17 protein-coding genes and 1 pseudogene are annotated in these 20724 nt (G+C 71.1%); 12 read left to right on the top strand and 6 right to left on the bottom strand.

Annotated features, from left to right (window positions below):
• Window positions 1-32 precede the first annotated feature (32 nt).
• Window positions 33-653 (top strand): annotated as a pseudogene (locus ACWBNA_RS45115) (transketolase-like TK C-terminal-containing protein); the annotation flags it as partial.
• Between the two features lie 141 nt (window positions 654-794).
• Window positions 795-1928, top strand: a complete 1134-nt coding sequence (gene tal / locus ACWBNA_RS45120; RefSeq protein WP_482710438.1) for a transaldolase — start codon at window positions 795-797, stop codon at window positions 1926-1928.
• Window positions 1929-2078: 150 nt separating this feature from the next.
• Here the strand turns inward: tal and ACWBNA_RS45125 are convergent, their stop codons facing one another.
• Window positions 2079-2960 carry an endonuclease/exonuclease/phosphatase family protein gene (locus ACWBNA_RS45125; RefSeq protein WP_482710412.1) on the bottom strand — a complete coding sequence of 294 codons (882 nt, stop codon included), beginning with the start codon at window positions 2958-2960 and terminating at the stop codon, window positions 2079-2081.
• 79 nt (window positions 2961-3039) lie between these two features.
• Here ACWBNA_RS45125 and ACWBNA_RS45130 point away from each other — a divergent pair, with 79 nt between their 5' ends.
• The 4 genes from ACWBNA_RS45130 to ACWBNA_RS45145 all read left to right on the top strand — a co-directional run bounded on the left by ACWBNA_RS45130 (window position 3040) and on the right by ACWBNA_RS45145 (window position 6077).
• Window positions 3040-3912 (top strand): metalloregulator ArsR/SmtB family transcription factor, encoded by an 873-nt coding sequence (locus ACWBNA_RS45130; RefSeq protein WP_482710413.1) that lies wholly within the window; start codon window positions 3040-3042, stop codon window positions 3910-3912.
• The gene (locus ACWBNA_RS45135; RefSeq protein WP_482710414.1) at window positions 3909-4511 is read left to right on the top strand and encodes a dihydrofolate reductase family protein; all 603 of its coding nucleotides are present in this window, start codon (window positions 3909-3911) and stop codon (window positions 4509-4511) included. The genes ACWBNA_RS45130 and ACWBNA_RS45135 overlap by 4 nt, the downstream gene beginning before the upstream one ends.
• 213 nt (window positions 4512-4724) lie before the next feature.
• Window positions 4725-5138 (top strand): ATP-binding protein, encoded by a 414-nt coding sequence (locus tag ACWBNA_RS45140; protein ID WP_482710415.1) that lies wholly within the window; start codon window positions 4725-4727, stop codon window positions 5136-5138.
• A gap of 213 nt (window positions 5139-5351) precedes the next feature.
• A complete protein-coding gene (locus ACWBNA_RS45145) occupies window positions 5352-6077 on the top strand; it encodes a GAF and ANTAR domain-containing protein (RefSeq protein ID WP_482710416.1) in 726 nt (241 codons plus the stop codon).
• A 147-nt stretch (window positions 6078-6224) separates the two neighbouring features.
• Here the strand turns inward: ACWBNA_RS45145 and ACWBNA_RS45150 are convergent, their stop codons facing one another.
• Window positions 6225-6944 (bottom strand): hypothetical protein, encoded by a 720-nt coding sequence (locus ACWBNA_RS45150; RefSeq protein ID WP_482710417.1) that lies wholly within the window; start codon window positions 6942-6944, stop codon window positions 6225-6227.
• Between the two features lie 159 nt (window positions 6945-7103).
• On the opposite strand from ACWBNA_RS45150, the gene ACWBNA_RS45155 reads away from it, so the two are divergent.
• Together ACWBNA_RS45155 and ACWBNA_RS45160 are read left to right on the top strand one after the other, a co-directional pair.
• Complete coding sequence (locus ACWBNA_RS45155) at window positions 7104-8075, top strand: ATP-binding cassette domain-containing protein (protein WP_482710418.1); 972 nt, start codon at window positions 7104-7106, stop codon at window positions 8073-8075.
• Window positions 8072-8890, top strand: coding sequence for an ABC transporter permease (locus ACWBNA_RS45160; RefSeq protein WP_482710419.1), 819 nt, complete (start codon window positions 8072-8074; stop codon window positions 8888-8890). The genes ACWBNA_RS45155 and ACWBNA_RS45160 overlap by 4 nt, the downstream gene beginning before the upstream one ends.
• Here the strand turns inward: ACWBNA_RS45160 and ACWBNA_RS45165 are convergent.
• Window positions 8871-12014: an ATP-binding protein gene (locus ACWBNA_RS45165; protein ID WP_482710420.1), complete on the bottom strand. Its 3144-nt coding sequence runs from the start codon at window positions 12012-12014 to the stop codon at window positions 8871-8873. The two genes, ACWBNA_RS45160 and ACWBNA_RS45165, sit on opposite strands and share 20 nt — an antisense overlap.
• 126 nt (window positions 12015-12140) lie before the next feature.
• On the opposite strand from ACWBNA_RS45165, the gene ACWBNA_RS45170 reads away from it, so the two are divergent.
• A complete protein-coding gene (locus ACWBNA_RS45170) occupies window positions 12141-12926 on the top strand; it encodes an SDR family oxidoreductase (protein WP_482710421.1) in 786 nt (261 codons plus the stop codon).
• A gap of 37 nt (window positions 12927-12963) precedes the next feature.
• On the opposite strand, the gene ACWBNA_RS45175 is transcribed toward ACWBNA_RS45170, so the two are convergent.
• Both ACWBNA_RS45175 and ACWBNA_RS45180 read right to left on the bottom strand, forming a co-directional pair.
• Window positions 12964-14898: a maleylacetate reductase and hydroxyquinol 1,2-dioxygenase domain-containing protein gene (locus ACWBNA_RS45175; RefSeq protein ID WP_482710422.1), complete on the bottom strand. Its 1935-nt coding sequence runs from the start codon at window positions 14896-14898 to the stop codon at window positions 12964-12966.
• An 82-nt stretch (window positions 14899-14980) separates the two neighbouring features.
• Entirely contained in the window at window positions 14981-16753 is a 1773-nt protein-coding gene (locus ACWBNA_RS45180) for an FAD-dependent oxidoreductase (protein ID WP_482710423.1), read from the bottom strand.
• A gap of 208 nt (window positions 16754-16961) precedes the next feature.
• Between ACWBNA_RS45180 and ACWBNA_RS45185 the strand changes: the two genes are divergently transcribed.
• The 3 genes from ACWBNA_RS45185 to ACWBNA_RS45195 all read left to right on the top strand — a co-directional run bounded on the left by ACWBNA_RS45185 (window position 16962) and on the right by ACWBNA_RS45195 (window position 19567).
• Window positions 16962-17933 (top strand): LysR family transcriptional regulator, encoded by a 972-nt coding sequence (locus ACWBNA_RS45185; RefSeq protein WP_482710424.1) that lies wholly within the window; start codon window positions 16962-16964, stop codon window positions 17931-17933.
• A 481-nt stretch (window positions 17934-18414) separates the two neighbouring features.
• Entirely contained in the window at window positions 18415-19041 is a 627-nt protein-coding gene (locus tag ACWBNA_RS45190) for a glyoxalase (protein ID WP_482710425.1), read from the top strand.
• Window positions 19042-19111: 70 nt separating this feature from the next.
• Entirely contained in the window at window positions 19112-19567 is a 456-nt protein-coding gene (locus tag ACWBNA_RS45195; RefSeq protein WP_482710426.1) for a pyridoxamine 5'-phosphate oxidase family protein, read from the top strand.
• Between the two features lie 121 nt (window positions 19568-19688).
• On the opposite strand, the gene ACWBNA_RS45200 is transcribed toward ACWBNA_RS45195, so the two are convergent.
• Window positions 19689-20561, bottom strand: coding sequence for an amidohydrolase family protein (locus ACWBNA_RS45200; RefSeq protein WP_482710427.1), 873 nt, complete (start codon window positions 20559-20561; stop codon window positions 19689-19691).
• Window positions 20562-20724 lie beyond the last annotated feature (163 nt).

The raw sequence follows: 20724 nt of genomic DNA on the forward strand, positions 1-20724 counted from the left end.
TGAACGGCATCGCCCTGCACGGCAACACCCGCATCTACGGCGGCACCTTCCTCGTCTTCTCCGACTACATGCGCAACGCCGTGCGCCTGTCCGCGCTGATGCAGCTGCCGGTGACGTACGTGTGGACGCACGACTCCATCGGCCTGGGCGAGGACGGCCCCACCCACCAGCCCGTCGAACACCTCGCGTCCCTGCGTGCCATCCCGGGCCTGAACGTGGTCCGCCCGGCCGACGCCAACGAGACCGCGATCGCCTGGGCCGAGATCCTCAAGCGGCACGCCACCAACCCCGCCCCGCACGGCCTCGCGCTCACCCGCCAGAGCGTGCCGACGTACGCGCCGAACCCGGCTGCCGCTCGCGGCGGTTACGTCCTGTTCGAGGCCTCCACCGAGACTCCCGAGGTCGTCCTGATCGCGACCGGTTCCGAGGTGCACGTGGCCGTCGAGGCGCGCGAGCAGTTGGAGGCCGAGGGGGTCGGCACCCGGGTGGTGTCGATGCCGTCCGTGGAGTGGTTCGAGGAGCAGCCGCGGGAGTACCGCGAGAGCGTCCTGCCGCCGTCCGTGAAGGCCCGCGTCGCGGTCGAGGCCGGCATCGGTCTCACCTGGCACAAGTACGTGGGCGACGCCGGGCGCATCGTCTCCCTGGAGCACTTCGGTGCTTCGGCCGACGGCAAGGTGCTCTTCCGCGAGTTCGGCTTCACCGCCGAGAACGTGGCCGCCGCAGCTCGTGACGCGCTCTGCGCCCCGGACGGCGACCGCGACAGCACGCCCCACCAGGTAGGAGAGGCGACTTCCATGACCGGCGACCCGCTCAAGCGCCTCTCCGAGGAAGGCGTCGCGATCTGGCTGGACGACCTCTCCCGCAGGCGGATCACCTCCGGCGACCTCGCCGAACTGATCAAGCGCAAGCACGTGGTCGGCGTGACGACCAACCCCACCATCTTCGAGCAGGCCGTCGGCAGGGGCGACGACTACGCGGACCAGATCCGTGAGCTGTCGCTGCGTGGGGTGACGGTCGCCGAGGCGGTCCGTATGATCACGACGGCGGATGTCCGGGCGGCGGCCGACATCCTGCGGCCGGTGTTCGACGCCACCGGTGGCCGCGACGGCTGGGTCTCCATCGAGGTCGACCCACGACTGGCGCACGGTACGGCCGCGACCGTCGCCGAGGCCAAGCAGCTCGCCTGGCTGGTCGACCGTCCCAACACCCTCATCAAGATCCCCGCCACCAAGGCGGGTCTCCCCGCGATCACCGAGGTCGTGAGCCTCGGTATCAGTGTGAACGTCACGCTGATCTTCTCGGTGGAGCGCTACGGCGAGGTCATGGACGCCTACCTCGCCGGCCTGGAGAAGGCCGAGCAGCGCGGCCTGGACCTCTCCGGGATCCACTCCGTGGCGTCCTTCTTCGTGTCCCGCGTCGACACCGAGATCGACAGGCGTCTCGACGCGATCGGCAGTCCCGAGGCCAGGCGGGCCCGCGGCACAGCAGCCCTGGCCAACGCCCGCCTCGCCTACCAGGCATATGAGGAGGTGTTCGGCTCTGCCGACGGATCCAGCGGGTCCTCCGACCGCTGGGCCGCCCTCCACCGGGCGCGGGCGAACAAGCAGCGCCCTCTCTGGGCCTCGACGGGCGTCAAGGACCCGTCGCGTCCCGACACCCTGTACGTCACCGGTCTGGTGGCGCCGGGCACGGTCAACACCATGCCGGAGACCACGCTCGACGCCACTGTCGACCACGGCGAGATCACCGGCGACACCATCACCGGGACCTACAAGCAGGCGCGCGCCGACCTCGATGTCCTCACCGGCCTGGGAATCTCCTGGCGCAACGTCGCCCACGTGCTCGAGACCGAAGGGATCCAGAAGTTCCAGGACTCGTGGGACAGCCTCCTGAACGCCGTACGGCACGCACGGCCGGTCCAGCCATGACGGTGATCACCGCGCCACGGGGCCCCCTGGCTGCGGGACGTGGCGTCCGTGGACACCTCACTCGTCCCCAGCTCGCTGAAACGCGGGGGCATGCTCGCGCGCCGGTCGCGGGACTGAGCGGCAGCGGGTCCCGAGCGCCACGTCGCGGTCTCAGGTCGTGTCCACATCGGCGTGCACCAGGTCGTGGTCCGAGTACGGGGTCGGATGGACGCGGTGCTCGAGCGGGACGACGCCTCGCAGGAAGACGTAGTCGAACTTGCTCTGCCAGTCCGTGGTCGTTTCGCAGTCGCCGGTGGCTGAGGGACGGCACTGCGGGTCCGTATCCGAGGCCAGCGCCCACATCTTGGTGAGTTCGGGGGCGTCCGGCACGGCGTTGAAGTCACCGAGAACGATCGCGCGGTCGTGCCGGGCGACTGCTGCGGCGAGTACGCCGATCTGGGCTGCCCGGACCGTCTCCTGACGCCGTTCGGCAAGGTGCGTGTTGAAGACCCGGACGGGCCGGTCGCCCACCGTCGTGGTGACTGCCATGTACCCGCGGTCTTCGGACCCACCGTCGGGGTATTCCACGTTGACGCGGTCGGTCATCGGTGCCGCCGAGAGGATCGCTTGGCCGTAGCCCCCCGGATTCCACGGCGCTCCGCCGCAGCGGCCCCAGTTGCGGAGAACGGTCCCGTACTCGACGTGATAGGTCAGCCCGTAACGGCTCTCCAGATAGTTGCGGACCCTCGCGACGTCACGCGCGCACGCTTCCTGCAGGCCGATGACCTGGGGCGCGTACCTGGCGATCTCCGCTGCCCGGTCAACGTCGCCCGGTTCGCAAGGGTTGCAGATGTTCCAGGTCATGACCCGGTTCGGTACGACATCCCTGACGGGTTCGGCGGGCAGCGACCCGGCGAAGTGGGCACCGCTCGGTGCACTGCGGCCGACGAGCACCAGGCAGGCCAGGACCAAGGCGCACACGAGTAAACGCATCCCCCTACCGAGCACCGTCGCCTCCTCACAGTGGATACGCATGGCATCTGACGTCACCATGCACGAGGTTATGGCCGGGGCGCACCGAACCCCAACTATTCCTTGACGCGAATATTCTCCATGGGGAATACTTCTTTCTATGGACGCACTCCTCGCCGCACTGTCCGATCCGGCCCGCTGGCGGCTCGTGGGCCTGCTGGCCGAGCGGCCCCGCTCGGTCGGCGTTCTCGCTCAGCTCGCCGACGCACGCCAGCCGCAGACGACCAAGCACCTGCAGACCCTTGAGCGCGCCGGCGTCGTGACCTCCCAGCGCACCGGTCAGCGCCGTGTCTACGCACTCCGGCCTGGTCCCCTGCGGGACCTGGCGGCTGTGCTGAGCCGACTCGCCGACACCGCGGACGAGGTCGGCGGCCCGCGCGCGACATACGGCCGCTACGAGCTCAGCCTCCAGGCGGAGCGGCTCGCCGCGGAGGAGTCGGGGTGGGCCGACGGCCGCTCGTTCAGGTTCCACCGGTCGCTCCCAGGGCGCCCCGAGCTGGTCTGGCGCCACCTGACCGAGGCCGTCCTGCTCGCGCGCTGGTGGACCCCCGAAGATCTCCGTGTCTCCGAGCTCGTCTTCGAAGCGCGAGCCGGTGGGCGGATCCTCCAGGAGTACCGCGACGTGGAAGACGCGGACGACTCCACCCCGGTCGCCGGGCGCGCGGAGGGAGTGGTCGACGACGTACGCCCCGGTGAACGCCTGGCCTACCGGCTGTCCCCGCTGCTTCCCGACGGCCTCCTCGCCTTCACCGCCCACGTCGACATGGTCCTCGGTCCCGCCGACGCGGGCACGGACCTCGACGTCCACTGGCGCATCACCGACAGCACGGTCGACTCCGCGGACTTCGTCGCAGGCATCGAGATCGGCTTCGGCCAGAGCCTCGACAAGCTCGCCGCGACCCTCGCCGCGGGCGCGCACGACACCGACGACAGCACCGACATCGACAGCACCGGCACAGGGAGCACGAAATGACAGGGCAGATCGCCGACCGCCGAGTCGTCACCAACATGGCCCTGTCCCTAGACGGCCACTACGCCGCGCCGGACAACCCGCTGGACATGGGGTGGGTGATGCCGTACGCCGTGACCGACATCGCCCGCGACCACCTGACCGGCCTGTGGGAGCCGGCGACGACCGCCCTGCTCGGACGGGTCAACGCCGAGGGATTCCTCGGTTTCTGGCCCACCGTGATCGGTATGGAGGGTGCCGACCCGCGCGACGAGGGCTTCGCGAAGTGGCTCGTCGACACCGACAAGGTGGTCCTCTCCACCACCCTCGACACGTCGCCGTGGGAGCGGACGACGATCGTGGACAAGCCGGCCGTCGAGGTGGTCGCGGACCTCCAGGCCACCGAAGGCGGCGACATTCTCGTGCTCTCCAGCGCGAGCGTCATCAAGGCGCTGCTGGCGGCCGACAAGGTCGACCGACTGGCGCTCACGGTCTTCCCGGTCTTCCTCGGCGGCGGGCCGCGCCTCTTCGACGACGGCCTGCCCGCGAGCCGGTGGACGCTCGTCAGCCAGGCCGCGGGCGAGCACGGCACGCTGGCCCTCGTCTACGACCGAGTCCGCTGAGCCGGCCGATCAGCGCTGTCGCGGTCGCCGCGCACGTCGGCCCGGCAACGGAATGGCGGCGTGCCCACGGCGTTCGCTCACTCACGAGGGAGTGGACGCGGGCCGGTAGCCCGTTTCCGGGCGACAAATGTCAGCCAGTGGCTGGTTTCATGCGTGATGTGTCCCGTTCTGGGCAGTCGGAGACATCTGGGTGCCGAACTTCCGGAGGTCGCGATGGTGTACGCGTCCGAGCAGGAGCAGGACCCTGTCGATGACGGCAGCGTGCGGACGGCTGAGCAGGCCAGGGACGTGACCCGTGGCTTCCTGTCGGTGGCCGCGCCGAACGGCGGGAGTGGGGCCGAGGCAGTGCTGCTGGTGGTGTCCGAGCTGTTCGCCAACGCGGTGCGGCACGCCGGCGGCGTGACCGGTTTCCGGTTGGACGCGGGCCCGGGGAAGGTGACGGTGGCGGTACAGGACGCCAGCCCGCTGCCGCCCCGGCCGGTGCCGTTGGACGCGGGGAAACCGGGCGGATTCGGCTGGCACGTGGTGCGGAAACTGTCGGCGGACGTGCGGGTCCGGGTCCATTCGGCGGGCAAGACGGTGACGGCCGTCGTGCCGTGTCCCACCGCCCTCGTGTCGCAGGGCTGAGGCGCCCGGGCGCGATCCTCGCCGTCGGACGCACAGGTTCTCAGGAGGGCAGAGTGGTACTCGGGGAGAAGGAGGCCACGCTGCGTCGGCGACCTCACCGGCGTCAGGCAGTGGTCGCACTGGAGCTGTTCCTTCGGACGTGGGACTCCGAGGCCCCCGTGGCACCCCAAGATGCCCACCGACAGGCCGCGGGCCTTGCGAAGGAACCCACTGATGAGCGCCGACGACCCGTACTCCACCAGCCACCTCACCCAGTGGCTGCTGGAGACCGACTCACTCGAAGACTTCCTGCAGACGTTGGCCGACGCCGCCCTCGACCTGTCCCACGCCCAGGGCGCGGGACTGACCCTGGAACGCGACGGCCGTCCGCTGACCGTGGTCAGCGCCGGCACCGCGGCCCCCAAACTGGACGAGAAGCAGTACGGGCAGGACGACGGCCCCTGCCTGCAGGCCCTGCGCACCGGTGAGGAACTGATCGTCAGCGACATGTTCCAGGAGTCCCGGTGGGGCGACTATCCCGCCTACGCCGGCGCCTGCGGGATCCGCTCCTCCCTCTCCCTGCCGATCGCCGCCCACACCCACACCGCCGGTGCGCTCAATATGTACGCGGGCCCGCCCGACGCGTTCGAACGGGCCGATCTCACAGCCTTGCGTTCACTCGCCGCGCAGGCCACCGGCGCCATCGCCCTGGCCCAACGCATCACCGACACGCAGGAATTCGCCGACCAGCTCCAGGACGCCATGCGGTACCGCAGCGTCATCGACCAAGCCCTCGGCGTCGTCATGGGCCAACGCCGATGCACCGCTGAGGAGGCCTTCGACACCCTGCGCTCGGCCTCCCAGCACCGCAACATCAAACTCCGCGACCTGTGCACCGACCTGATCACCAACCTCACCGGCCGACCCCCCACCGCACCCGACCTGCGCCCGCGCCCCTGATCTCACTCGGCGGGGGAGACGTCACGGTGGAACGTCGCCGAAGGATGGTCAGCCCGTCTGTACGGGGCCGTGGCGGATGCGACGGCCACTTCGGCGGACAGGCGGACGCGGAAGCCGGCCGTCCGGGCGCGACCCCGCCCCTGCTCCTCAGTGATCTCGCAGTTCAGCGGTCTTCCGCGGATCATCGGCCAGGATGTGGGCCGCGAACCGTTCCACCTGCTCCTCCACGGACTGGCCGCGGGTGACGAACAACTCGTAGCCGTAGTAGTCCATGCGGCCGTCCCGCCCCCGGGCCTGATGGAATGCGACATCGACGCCCTCGGGGCTTGTGAGTACCTCGGGGAGGTCCGGCTCCTCGCGTCGTGGCGAGACTCCCGTGAGGACGCAGTCCCACCGCTCGAACCAGCCGCTGTCCGTGAGGGTCTCTTCGAGGAGCCGGGCGATGGTGTCCAGCGGCTCCTCCCAATCACGATCCGCCGCGGCCCGGGCGAGTTCGGCCTCGTACTGGGCGGCATCGAAGCGGATTTCCGTCAGCAGAGCATTGATGTTGCTGGTGTTTTCCCAGGAGTCCCAGATCACGCGTTCGCCCTCGCGGCGCATGGTGACATACAGGGCGCCGCAGCAGCCGGCGGTGCAGGACGGCTCGGTGACCATGATCCTGCGAGGCTCCTCCGTGACCGCCAGCGGCCAGCTCTCGGCCGGACCTCTCCAGTGCCGGCAACTGAGTGCCAGCCCGTCCGGGTGGACCTCCTTCAGGAGGTCCACGCCGTCGATCAGCGGCCGCACCTCGGCCCAGGGGTCCGCCGCCCAGTCGTCCGGGATTCTGTGCCGCAAGGTCAAGGTGCTGATCGCCGGCTGCTCGCTCATGCCCCCATGATTGATTGACGTGACCCTGCCGCAAACTCGTTTTCCGGCGGGCCCGGCGCGCCACAGCCACCCGGGACAACCCCGGTGGCAACCCCGGTTCCAGGGCGCTGAAACCATCGTGAAACCGCGTTGAATGCGCCCTGCCGCAATCTCTGCCGCATGACGACGACGACATCGCACTCACCCGCCATCGTGGCCAAGGGGCTGCGTAAGGCCTATGGGGACAAGACGGTCCTCGACGGCATCGACCTTGAGGTGCCCACCGGCACCGTGTTCTCCCTGCTCGGCCCGAACGGCGCCGGCAAGACCACCGCCGTGAAGATCCTGTCGACCCTCGTCACCGCCGACGGCGGGGACCTGCACGTCGGCGGCCACGACCTGGCCACCCACCCGCAGGCCGTACGGGCCGCGATCGGCGTCACCGGCCAGTTCTCCGCCGTCGACGGGCTGATCACCGGCGAGGAGAACATGCTGCTCATGGCGGACCTGCACCACCTCTCCCGTAGCGAGGGCCGCCGTACCGCCGCGGAACTGCTGGAGCGTTTCGACCTGGTGGAGGCCGCGAAGAAGCCCGTCTCCACCTACTCCGGCGGCATGAAGCGCCGCCTCGACATCGCCATGACGCTGGTCGGCGACCCGCGGATCATCTTCCTCGACGAGCCGACCACCGGCCTCGACCCGCGAAGCCGCCACAACATGTGGCAGATCATCCGTGAGCTCGTCTCCGACGGCGTCACCGTCTTCCTCACCACCCAGTACCTGGAGGAGGCCGACGAACTCGCCGACCGCATCGCGGTGTTGAACGACGGCAAGATCGCCGCCGAGGGCAGCGCCGACGAGCTGAAGCGGCTCATCCCCGGCGGGCACGTGCGGCTGCGGTTCACCGACCCGAACACGTACCAGTCCGCCGCCGTCGCCCTGCGCGAGGCCACCCGGGACGACGAGGCGCTGTCGCTGCAGATCCCCAGCGACGGCAGCCAGCGCGAGCTGCGCGCCATCCTCGACTGGCTGGACTCGGCCGGCGTCGAGGCGGACGAGCTGACCGTGCACACCCCCGACCTCGACGACGTGTTCTTCGCCCTGACCGGCGAGACCAAGGTTCCCAACCAGCCCAAGGAGACCGTCCGATGAGCGCTTCCCTGGCCCCCGCCCGCCCGAACCGGCTCTCCCTCGCCCTCCGCGACTCGAACACGATGCTGCGCCGCAACCTGCTGCACGCGCGGCGCTACCCGTCCATGACCCTGAACCTGCTGCTCACGCCGATCATGCTGCTGCTGCTCTTCGTCTACATCTTCGGCGACGCGATGAGCGCGGGCATCGGTGGCGGCAGCGCGGACCGCTCCGCCTACATCGCCTATGTCGTCCCGGGCCTCCTGCTGATGACCGTCGGCTCCACCGTGATCGGGGCCGCCATCTCCGTCTCCATGGACATGACCGAGGGCCTCATCGCCCGCTTCCGCACGATGGCGGTCTACCGCGGCTCCGTGCTCGTCGGGCACGTCGTCGGCAGCGTGCTGCAGGTGCTCGCCAGCCTGGTCCTCGTCGGTGCCATCGCCGTGGCCATCGGTTTCCGGTCCACGGACGCCACGGCCCTGGAGTGGCTGGCGGCGTTCGGACTGATCGCACTGTTCACCCTGGCGCTCACCTGGATCGCGGTCGGGATGGGCATGGCCAGCCCGAACCCCGAGGCGGCCGGCAACATGGCAACGCCGCTGATCCTCCTCCCGCTCATCTCGAGCGCCTTCGTCCCCATCGACGCCATCCCGGGCTGGTTCCAGCCGATCGCCGAGTACCAGCCCTTCACGCCCGCCATCGAGACTCTGCGCGGCCTGCTGCTCGGCACCGAGATCGGCAACAACGGGTGGATCGCGATCGCCTGGTGCGTCGGCCTCACCGCGCTCGGCTACCGCTGGTCGACCTCACTGTTCAACCGCGACCCGAAGTAGCCGCCATGACAGCGCGGGCCGCGTCCCGCAACTCGTCCCGCCCCAGGGCGGCGTACTCCGACACCGCGTCGGTGTACGCCGCCCTGGCAGCGTCCCCGGCGGCCCCGACCGCCTGCCGGGCGCGGTCCGCCGACATCGTCGGCTGGAACTCGCGCAGCACCCGCAGCCGTTCGGCCAGCGCGATCATCCGTGCGGCGGTGACGTCACCGGACGCCAGCCCAGCCATGCCGAGCGCGTGCAGCACCGTCCCGAAGACGGGGAGCTCCATGGGCGAGCCGGACGGCGCGGAGAGCAGCGTCCGCAGCTCATGCCGCAGCCGGTCGACCGGCTCCGCGACCAGCTCGAGACGGCCGGCGTGCGCGTGCGCCGTCACCGCCGCCGACTGGACCTGCAGCGCCCACCGGTCGAAGAAGGGGTCGCCGCCCTGCGAACCGGCCGCGGGCATCCGCTCCGCGGCGTTGCGCCACAGGCCGAGCCCGACCTCGGTGAGCCCCCGGGCCAGCGCGATCTCGGCGCGCCCGCCGAAGTCGGGGCTGTAGAAGTCCTCCTTCTGCGGGGTGTTGTCGCCCTCCGCCTGCCGCAGCCAGTACTCGGCCTCGTCGGGGTCGCCGCGCTGCAGACAGGCGAGGACGAGGCCCCAGCGGACGCCGATGGCGTCGTGCTCGTCACCCAGCCGAGGCAGCGCCTCCAGCGCCGCCTTGAGGTGCCCGTACGCGGCATCGCCCTCCTCCGTCTGCATGTACAGCTCGCTCAGCCGGGCGTGACCCATGACCTGCAGGAACGGATTACCGACCGGCGCCAGTGCGGCGATGATCCGCCGAGCCGAGGCGAGCGCGCGGTCGATGTCCTGCTCGTACTCCCAGACGTAGGTGGCGACGCACTCGGCGACGCCGGCGAGCAGCGGCCGCTCGCTGTCGCAGAGCCTCTGCAGCACGTCGTAGTCGGGAGGCAGCATCTCGGGGACCGCGCTCAGCACTGTCGCGATGGCGCGCAGCAGCGTGTCCGGCGGGGCCGGGGGAAGCCGCCGGAGGGTGACGAGCTGGCGTACGACGTGCGGGCCGAAGCCCATGAACAGGCTCGCCGTGCACAACACCGCGGCGGCGCGGGCGACTTCGACGTATTCGGGCTCGGGGTAGTAGTGCGACAGTGGCGGGCCGGTGTCCGCGGCGAGGGCGGTGAGGCGGGGGTAGTTGGAGCCGGTGGACCACAGGGCGGCCAGAACGGCGGTGAGGGCGGCGGTGGTGGGGCCGTCCGTGCGGGCCAGGGCGTGCCGCAGGGCCAGCACGAGGTTGTCCTGCTCGGCCCTGATCCGCTCCCAGACGGTCCCCGGCTGCGAGCCGAGGAGCCAGTCGTGGTGCGCGACCCCGAAGTCCCGCGCCCAGGCGAGGAACCGGCCGACGGCCTCCACGTCCTCGCCCGCCTCCGCGCGCCGGGCCGCGCTGAACTCCCGTACGGTCTCCAGCATCCGGAACCGCACGCCGGCCGCGGTGTCGGCGACGGTGAGCAGCGACTGATCGGCCAGCTGCTCCAGCACGAGCAGCGCGTCCTCGCCGAGCACCTGCTCCGCCGCCTCGCCGGAGAAGCCGCCCGGAAAGACGGACAGCAGGCGCAGCGCGGCCCTGGCCTCCTCGTCGAGGAGGTTCCAGCTCCAGTCCACGACCGCGTGCAGCGTACGGTGGCGCTCCGGTGCGTCCCGGGCCCCGCCGCGCAGCAGCGCGAACCGGTCGCGAAGGCGGCGGGCGATGTCCGGTACCGCCAGCACCCGCACCCGCGCCGCCGCCAGCTCCACGGCCAGCGGCAGCCCGTCGAGATGGCGGCACAGCTCGGCCACCGCGTCCGGTGGCAGCTCCACGCCGGGCCGGGCGGCCCGGGCCCGCTGCGTGAACAGCTCGACCGAGGTGTCGAGACCGAGCTCCGGCAGCGCGTACACCGCCTCCGACGTGAGGCCCAGCGGGGCCCGGCTGGTGGCGAGCACCCGCAGGTCCTTCGAGGACGAGACCAGGGCCCGTACGAGGTCGGCGGCGCCCCGGATGACCTGCTCGCAGTTGTCGAGCACCAGCAGCGCGGGCCCGGCGCCGAGCACGCCGAGGATGCCGGACACCGGGTCGGCCGAGGCATGGCCGCCGGCGGCGCCGTGCCGGCCCTCGCCGGCGCCGAGCGCGGAGGCCACCTCCACGGCCACGTCCTCGTCCGCGGTGACGCCGGCGAGTGCCACGAAATGCACCACGCGCTGCTCGGCCCGGCGGCTGACGGCGTACGCGAGCCGGGTCTTGCCGAGCCCGCCGGGGCCGACGACCGTGACGGCGCGGGAGGCGCGCAGCAGCCGCTCCACCGCAGCGATGTCCTTGTCCCGGCCGAGGAGCGGGTTCGGCTCGTGCGGCACGCCGTGCCTGACCACCGGCGCCTCGCCGCGCAACAGCTCCTGCTGTACGGCCTTGAGCCCGGCGCCCGGATTCGTGCCGAGCTGATCGCGCAGCTCCCGGCGGTACGCCTCGTACCGCGTCAGCGCGGCGGAAGGGCCCGCCGTCGCCGCCTCGCAGCGCAACAGCTCGGCGAGCACCTCCTCGTCGCGCGGATGCTCCGCGGCGGCCACGGCCAGCGGCCCGGCCGCCTCCGCGTGCCGTCCAAGGCGGGCCAGCGCGAGCGCCCGCGCGCGTACGAGCGTGCCGTGGACGGGGGCGCGCCGGAAGCGCAGCGCGGCCACGGGGTCGTCGGTGTCGCCGGCCACGTCAGGGGCACCGTCCCACAGCGCGAGCCCGGCCTCGGCCGCGGCCAGCGATCCCGCGTGGTCCCCGGCCCTGGCCCGGTCCGCGCTCGCGGCGGCGTGCAGCAGCAGGGCGGAGCTGTCGACCTGATCCTCGGTGAGGGTGAGCCGGTATCCCGTCGGTGTGCCGGCGATGACGTCGGCGCCCAGCTGCGCCCGCACCCGGGACACGAGGACCTGCAGCGCCTTTCCCGGCCGCTCCGGCAACTCGTCCGGCCACAGCCCCGCCACAAGCCGCTCGGTGCTGCACCCGGTGCGCAAGTCACCCGCGAGCAGCGCGAGGAGGCCGCGGAGCCGGGGCGCGGTGACTTCCTGTCCGCGATGGGCGACACGCGGCAGCAAGGTCAGGTCGGTGGTCACCCGTGCAGGTTAGCCAAGGCCGCATGCCGCCCGAACTCCCGCCGCGGCCAACTCCCTTGCCACGTCCCGCCGCGCGTGGACAAAATCGCTTGCCTCGTCGGTGCCGGTCGCGAACGATCCAGTGCTGTGACAAGTACCGGAGAAGAACACGGCTTTGGAGGGGCCCGGCCACTGGCGCTGGTGACCGGCGTCGGCCGCACGGTCGGTATCGGCGCCGGAATAGCCCGCCAGCTCGCGGCGTCGGGCTGGAACATCGCCTTCACGTACTGGACCCCCTATGACCAGCGCATGTCCTGGGGCGTCGAGGGGGGAGCGACTGACGCGATCACCCGAGAGCTCACCGGGCGCGGCGCGGACACCGCGGCCGTCGAGGCCGACCTCACGGACCCGGACGCACCCGCTCGCGTCTTCGACGAGGCCGAGCGTCACCTCGGTGGGGTCACCGCCCTGGTGATGTGTCATTGCGAGTCGGTCGACTCCGGTCTGCTCGACACCACGGTCGAGAGCTTCGACCGCCACTTCGCGGTCAACGCGCGCGCCACCTGGCTGCTGATCCGCGAGTACGCTCGACGTTTCACCGGCGTCCCCGGAACCGGACGCGTCATCAGCCTCACCAGCGACCACACCGTGGGCAACCTTCCCTACGGAGCGAGCAAGGGAGCCCTGGACCGCATCACCATGGCCGCCGCTCGCGAGCTCGCCCACCTCGGCGTCACCGCCAACGTCATCAATCCGGGGCCGGTGGACACCGGCTGGATGTCCGACGAGGTGCGCGAGTACGTACGTCGCCAGACACCGCTGGGCCGCCTCGGCGTCCCGCAGGACACCGCACACCTCGTGGACTTTCTCTGCTCACCGCAGGGCCAGTGGATCAACGGACAGCTGCTGATGAGCAACGGCGGTCTCGCCTAGCGCTCCTGCCGACCTCCGCCTCGCCGCCGCACTCCTCTCACGAGGCGCGATGTGCGATCCGGAAGGTGAAGCCGAGTTCACGCCACTCCCCGGCCACCTCCCGGCCGTCGGGGGTGGGACCGCCGCGTGGTGCGAAGTCGACGATGAGCGACTCCTTGACTCCGAACACGGCGTCCGAGTCGAGGTACTTGCCGCCCGCGACGAACAGCTGGGTGATCAGCCGCTGACAGCCCTCGGCTTCGATCATGAAGTGCAGGTGTGGGGCCCGGTAGGGGTGCCGCCCGGTCGCACCGAGCATCGCGCCGACCGGGCCGTCGGCCGGGATCGGGTACTCCGACGGGAGGATCGACCAGAACCGCAGGCGGCCGTCGCGGTCGGTCCGTAGCCGTCCGCGCAGGACCGGTCCTTCGAGTTCGGGCAGCTGGACGTCGTAGAACCCGTCGTCATTGGACTGCCAGACGTCGACGATCGCGTCCGGCACGGGTGTGTCGTGGGTGTCGGTGAGCAGTACGTCCACCCAGAGTGGCGTGCCGGGCAGGCCCTGCGCGATGTCCGTCCCCTGGGGCAGCTCGGGCGGACCGGCCACATAGAAGGGGCCGAGTACCGCGGACGGTGTGGTCTCGGGGGTCCGGGAGTTGGACAGCAGGTCGACCACGCTGGACAGGCCGAGGGTGTCGGACAGCAGCACGAACTCCTGCCGGGTGTCGTCGCAGAGCTGCCCGGTGCGGGTCAGGAAGTCGATGCCGCGCTGCCACTCCTGCTGGGTGAGGTCGTTGTCGACGGCGAACGCGTGGAGTCGGGTGACGAGGTCCGACAGCAGCCGGCGCAGCCGCGGATCCGGCGTACCGGCGAACGTCGACACGACCTGCGCGGTGAGCCGGTCGAGCCCCGGCGGGCCGGCGGCGACCCTGGCCGCGGGACGCGTGCCCTCCCAGGCGTCGCGCAGCAGCCGCGCGACGCCGTCGCGGGTCGGCTCGACGGGATTGGGGTACGGCACGGCGGTCGCGAGTTCGGCGGCGCGGTCGAGATCGGCCTCCGCCAGGCCGAGCTCGCGCAGTGACGTCGGACCGCCGACCGCGACGATCAGGTCGTACACGGCCGTCGGCGCGTCCGCGGCGCCGAGCGCCTCGGCGATCCGGCGCATGGCTTCGGGCGCCGCGGACGCGTTGTAGGCCATGGCGTGCGGGAGCACGACCGTGTGGACCGGCGCGTGCGGAAGGCCGAAGCTGCCGCCGAGGGTGTGACAGAGCTTGTGATGCAGGCCCATTCCCACCGCGCCCAGGCAGGTGCCGGCCAGCCAGGCGCCCCGCAACAGGTCGGATCGCGCGGCGAGATCGCCCGCGTCGGCCGCGAGGCCGCGCAGGCCCCGGGCGAGCCGGCCGACCGCGTCCAGAGCCATGCCGTCGACGACCGGGTTGGCGTCGGGGGAGTAGAGCGCCTCCACGGCGTGGGAGAGCGCGTTCACGGCACTGGTCACGGCGATCGGTACGGGAAGGCCGCTGGAGAGCTCGACGTCGTAGATCACCGTTTCGGGGAGGATGTCCGGCGAGGAGCGGGTCGTCTTGAGCCCGTTCTCGGTCTCGCCGAGAACCGGGGTGGCCTCCGAGCCGGCATAGGTGGTCGGCAGGATCACCTGGTCGACCTGGGTGCGGACGGCGAGGGCCTTCGCCAGCCCGGTCGTCGAGCCGCCGCCGACCGCGACCACACAGTCCGCCCCGACGTCCCGCAGCAGGTCGAGTGCCCTCGCGGTGACCGCGACCGGCGTGTGCATGGCGGCGCCGTCGAAACGGCCCACCGCGAGCGGGCCGAGCGCCTTCTCGATCCGGTCGCCCGCCGCGGCGAGAGACGGGCTGGCCAGGACGAGGACCCTGGACCGGCCGAGCCGCTCGACCTCCTCGCGGACCTGACCGAGGGTGCCCCGCCCGAAGACGATCCGGGCGGGGAGCGCTGTGTAGGAGAAGTATTGGGTCATCGGGACCTGCCTCTTTCGGTCTCAGCCCGCGTCGAACTGTCCGTCTCAGCCCGCGTCCATCATTTTTCCGGCTCGGCCCGCGTCAGTCGCGGGCGAGCAGCCGGGCGAGAGCCGCGGTGAGATCCTTCTCCGGGTCGGCGGGCAGCTTGTGTGCGCGCCAGCCGACATGTGCGTCCGGCCGTACGAGCACGCAGCCGGACTCGCCGACCTCGCGCAGCCGTGACCAGTCGTCGTAGGCGTCGGTGTACTCGCGACCGGGCCCGATCACGTGCGCGTCGATCTCGATGCCCAGCGAGCGGGCAGCGCCGGCCGCGGCCTTCGCCCAGACCTGCCCGGAGATGCCGGTGAGTACCGCGAACCGCCCCTTGCCGGTGATGTCATGGGTGCTGACGCGGTGCCCGTCGCGGCCGAGCCAACAGTGCGGCAGCCGCGCCCCCGGCCAGGTGGTCGGGTGGTAGTACAACTCGGGGTCGCGAGTGAACTCCGGCTCCGGCGTACCGTCGCCGATCACGGCCGGCGAGAGGTAGCGCTGGCCGAGTTCCACGCCGTGCGTGTTGAACTCGTAGTCCTTCAGTTCCAGTGCCGCCCGCAACGCGGCGCGCTGCTCGGCGGCCCGCGGTGTGTCCTCCGCGCGCGCCCGCATGTTCGCGATCTGCTCGGCCGGGTCGTCGGTATCGGTGAACCCGAGTGCGTCGAAGACCGCGCCGGTCTCCGCGATCGACTTGTTCGCCCGGAGCACGATCTGTTTGCCGACCGGTGCCCGCTCGGCGTCGTAGCTGTCGAGGAGGCCTTCGCCCGCCGTGCCGGACAGGACCGCGGCGAGCTTCCAGGCGAGGTTGTACGAGTCCTGGATGGAGGTGTTGGAGCCCAGGCCGTTCGACGGCGGGTGCCGGTGCACGGCGTCTCCGGAGCAGAACACCCGGCCCGCCCGGTAGCGCGTGGCGTACATCCGGTTGTTGCCCCAGAGCGAGGTGGAGCGGATGGTGACCGGGATCGTGTCGTCACCGATCAGGTCGTGCACGATCTTCGTCGCCATGGCGTCGTCGACCTGCGGGGGCGGTTGGTTGATGTCGTAACCCCACACGACCAGCCACTCGTCCCAGGGCCGCACCATGCGCACCAGGCCCATCCCGATACCGCCGATGTTCGACCCCGGCTGCAGAACCCAGTACAGGACGCTCGGCCGGTGTTCGACGTAGGCCGTCAGGTCGGCGTGGAAGACGATGTTCATGCTCCCGGCGAGGTCCATCTCCCCCTCGAAGGGCAGCCCGATGTCGCTCGCCACCTGGCTGCGGCCGCCGTCGGCACCGATGACGTACTTCGCGCGAATCCGGTAGACGTGCCCGGTGAGTCTGTCTCGCACGGTGACGGTGACGCCGTGCTCGTCCTGTTCGAGCGACAGGTACTCCGTGTCGAACCGGATCCGGCTGCCGCGCTCGGCGGCGTGCCCGATCAGGATCGGTTCGAGCAGGGTCTGCGGGAGGTCGCAGTGCTCCGAGGGGCTGGCGAGGGTGTAGTCGGCCTTGCGTGCCGGGTGCGTGCCCCAGGTCCGGACCCGGCCGATCTCGTCACCGCCCAGGCTGGTGCAGAAGACCGTGTCGCCCATGAGCGAGACGGGCGTGCCCTGTGCCTTGATGTCGTCCTCGATCCCCAGGTCGCGAAGGATCTCGACGGTGCGCTGGTTCGTGATGTGCGCCCGCGGGGTGTTGGCCGTCCAGCGGTACTTGGTGACCACGATGTGGTCCACGCCGTAGGTGGCCAGAAACAGGGCGGCAGAGGCCCCGGCCGGTCCGCTGCCGATCACCAGCACGTCCGTCGTCAGGACCTCGTCGGAGGTCTTCCCGATCTCGCTCACGCCGCCTCGTCTCTGGATGTCGGGCGCGAAACCGAGCCGCGCTCGGAACCTGTCGCCACCTGCCGGGCGACGAGGAGCCCTCCGAGCCTCCGTGTCACGGGAAGCGGACCGCCGGGCTGCTCTGCCTCGACTCACACGCAATGAGTATGCGAAGGGACCCGGCTATACGTCCAATACGAAGTCGGGGTGGCTGATATACGCTCAGGATATGGATCTGCGGGCGCTCGAGTGCTTTCTGGCCGTTGCCGACGAAGGCTCGGTGAGTCGCGCCGCGGCGTCCCTGCACATGACGCAACCCCCGTTGACCGTACGGCTGCAGGCTCTGGAACGGGAGCTCGGAGTCGCCCTGGTGGTCAGGCACGGTCGGGGGGTCGACCTGACGGCGGCGGGACGGGTGCTGGCCGAACGCGCGCGGCGGCTGTTCGCGGAGCTCAACACCACGACCGAGATGGTGCGCACCGTCGGCCTCGGGACCCGTGGCCGACTGGGCATCGCGGTCGGCCGCACGGTGTCACCGCGACTGCTGTCCCACCTCCTCAGCAGTGCCACGCTGGGCCCCGGCGTGGATTTCGTCCTCGCGGAGGTGTCCGACTCCGACGCGGTCGAGCGGGTCCATCGGCGCGACGCACACGCGGGCCTCCTCCACCTCGAACCCGTCCAACCCGGCTCGACCGGCGGGACGGGATCCGTGCGGGGCCGCGCTCGCGGGCTGGAGGTCGCGGTGGTGGCGCGCGAGCCGCTCGTCGCGGTTCTCTCCGCATCGCATCCCGCCGCGGCGACCGAACGCGTCGATCTGGCGGAGGTTCGCGACGACCGGGTGGTCATCGCGCAAGGAGCGGGGGAGGGATTCACCGCGCACGCGCGAGCCGCCTGGGCGGGTGCCGACGCGTCGTCCGGGGTCCGGCACGAGGCCGGATCGGTGATGCACGCGCTCGCCCTCGTCGAGGCGGGTGCCGGTGTGACGCTGCTGCCGGCGCAGTACACCACGATGATGTGGGAGGGCCTCGTCGCCCGTCCGCTGCGCCGGCACACCGCCGTACTGGAGACCGCGGTCTGCTGGCGGCCCGACGAGGACTCCCCGGTCCTGCGCCGATTCCTCCGGGCGGCTCTGTCCACGCCGGAACCCGACATGCTGGGCCCCGACCACGCGAGGGACGGGCGGACCACAGCCCACCGGTGAACAGCGAAGGCGCCGCCACGTCGACCGGCTGACACGACAGGGCGATGCTGCCGCGCGTTGCAGACGGTCGGCCCCGCGGGTTGGGCGGGGCTACAGGTGTCGGCCGACTCAGGCGTGGGACGCGGAGTCCGGGAGGCCTGTTTCCGGGTTCGTTTCGGTGAGCGGCCGCCCGGCGATGCCGGTCGCGATCTGTTCCAGTGCGGCCAGGGCCGGATTGGTCGAGCCGGCCGGCCAGGGACACCGTGACCGGCTCGATGTCGGTGATCGGGACGAGTGCCAGGCCCGGCCGGGGGAAGAACTCGGCGACGGCGGCTCCCTCGACGTTCACCCCGGCGCCGGTGGCACACGACCTGGCCGGCGAGTCGCACGATCGGCGATCCGGTGGCACCGGCGTCGCCTGACGGTCTTGAGCACGGCCCGCGGCCGGATCGGTCAGGAATGAAGAAGCGCCGGTCACCGAACCGCACATAGCGTTGTGGCCATGGCATCCATCGAATCCGTCACCCTCGACGTGGCCGACCCCACCGCCGCCCACCGCTTCTACACCGCCGCCTTCGGGCTGGACACGCAGATACGTCTGCGGGCCTCGCAGGCACCCACGACCGGCTTCCGCGGGTTCACCCTGTCGCTCACCATGTCCCAGCCGGCGACCGTCGACAGCCTCATCGGCACCGCCCTCGACGCCGGCGCCACGCCGCTGAAGCCTGCCGCGAAGTCGCTCTGGGGCTACGGCGGTGTCGTACAGGCACCGGACGGGACGATCTGGAAGGTCGCGACCACGGCGAAGAAGGACACCGGCCCTGCCACCCGTCGGTTCGACGAGATCGTGCTCCTGCTGGGAGTCGCGGACGTGGCCGCGAGCAAGCGGTTCTACGTCGAACAAGGCCTTGCCGTCGCGAAGAGCTTCGGCCGCATGTACGTCGAGTTCGCCGCCGGGACGAGTCCCGTCAAGCTGGCGCTGTACAGACGCCGTGCCCTCGCCAAGGACGTCGGCGTCTCACCCGACGGCACCGGATCGCACCGGCTCACGATCGGCGGCGCTGCCCGGCCCTTCACCGACCCGGACGGATTCGCATGGGATGCCGCATCGCTGACACCCACGCCCTGATGCGCACTGTTGCCTGCCCTGCCCGGCCGTGAAGGAATGGCTCTGACGAAGTGACTCGACTGGAGGAAACATGACAGGAGCGCCGCCGCGCGGGCGTGAGGAGAGGCTGCGGGACACTCGCGCGCGACTGGAGGGCGACGTCGATCTCTGGGCCGCGACGTCGGGCTCCCCGGGCGGCGTCCACCTCATCCCCCTCTCGTACCTCTGGGACGGGACCGCGTTCCTCGTCTCGACGCCGCGTGCCTCGCTCACCGGCCGCAACCTGGTGGCGGACGGCCGGGTGCGCCTCAGCCTCGGGCCGACGCGCGACGTCGTCATCGTCGAAGGCACCGCCGAGCCGGTGGACATCGCCGACCTGGGACCGGAGGCAGGCGACGCGTTCGCGGCCAAGACCGGCTTCGACCCGCGCGAACTCGACGAGCCCTACCAGTACTTCCTGATCCGGCCGCGGCGCATCCAGGCCTGGCGCGAGGCGAACGAGCTGCAGGGACGCGACCTCATGCGTGACGGACACTGGCTCGGCTGAACCGCCGGGAGCCCCACGGGTCATCGTGCGGTCGCACGATGACCCGCCGACGCGTGGTGATGAGCCCGGAGTGGGTCGTGGTGGCCATGGTGGCCGTGGCAGCAGTGGTGTTCGGTGGTTCCTACAGCCCGAAGAGCCGCGCCCCGTTCTCGTGACAAACGCCGCGCAACCACTCATCACCCAGCCCGAGCCGTTCAAGGGCTTCGAGTTGGTGGACGTACCCATAAGGGATGTTGGGGAAGTCGGACCCGAGCAGGATCCGATCGCCGAGGTCGGCGAGCCGGCCGAGTTCGTTCGCCGGGAAGGGGCTGAGGCGCTCGCTGAAGTCCGTGAACACCATGGTCGTGTCCAGACGCACCTCGTCGTACCGCTCGGCCAGGTCCAGGAAGTCGGTGTACTCCGGCATCCCCATGTGCGCGACGATCAGGGGCAGGCGCGGATGCCGGGCGAGGAGCCGCCCCACCGGCTCCGGCCCGGTGTGTTTGCCGGGCGCGGGGCCCGAGCCGCAGTGCATGACCACGGGGACTCCTGCCTCGGCCAGCATCCCCCACACGGGGTCGAGCAGCTCGTGAGTGGGGTCGTACGCCCCCACCTGCACATGGGACTTGAAGACCCGGGCCCCCGCCTCGACCGCCGTGCGCACATACCCCTCCACGCCCTCCTCGGGATAGAGGGTGGCCGTGTGCAGGCAGTCGGGCGTGCGACTCGCGAACCCGGCGGCCCATTCGTTCAGCCAGGGCGCCATACCGACCTTGTGCGGATAGAGCATCGCGGTGAAGGCGCGCACCCCGAACTGCCGGAGCAGCGCGACCCGTTCGTCTTCGTCCTGCCGATAGGTGATGCCCCACTCGATGCCGGTCATCGGGCCGACCGCGTCGAAGTACTCCCAGACCTTGCGCAGGACCCGCTCCGGCATGAAGTGCGTGTGCACGTCGACAAGCCCGGGCACCCCGATGCGCCGCCGGAACCTCTCGACGGCCTCGACCTCACCCACGGCGGCGATCCGTCCCGGCGTCGCCGCGCACGAGGGCGACCTTGCGTCGAGGTATCGGCCGGACGAATGGCGCAGTCATGCCCCTCACTGTCAGATAGACGCGCCTTCAGGACAACCCCCTTGATCCTCTCCACCTCCTCAACGCCCACCACGGACACCCGCC

The organism is Streptomyces sp. Q2 (genome assembly GCF_056820935.1).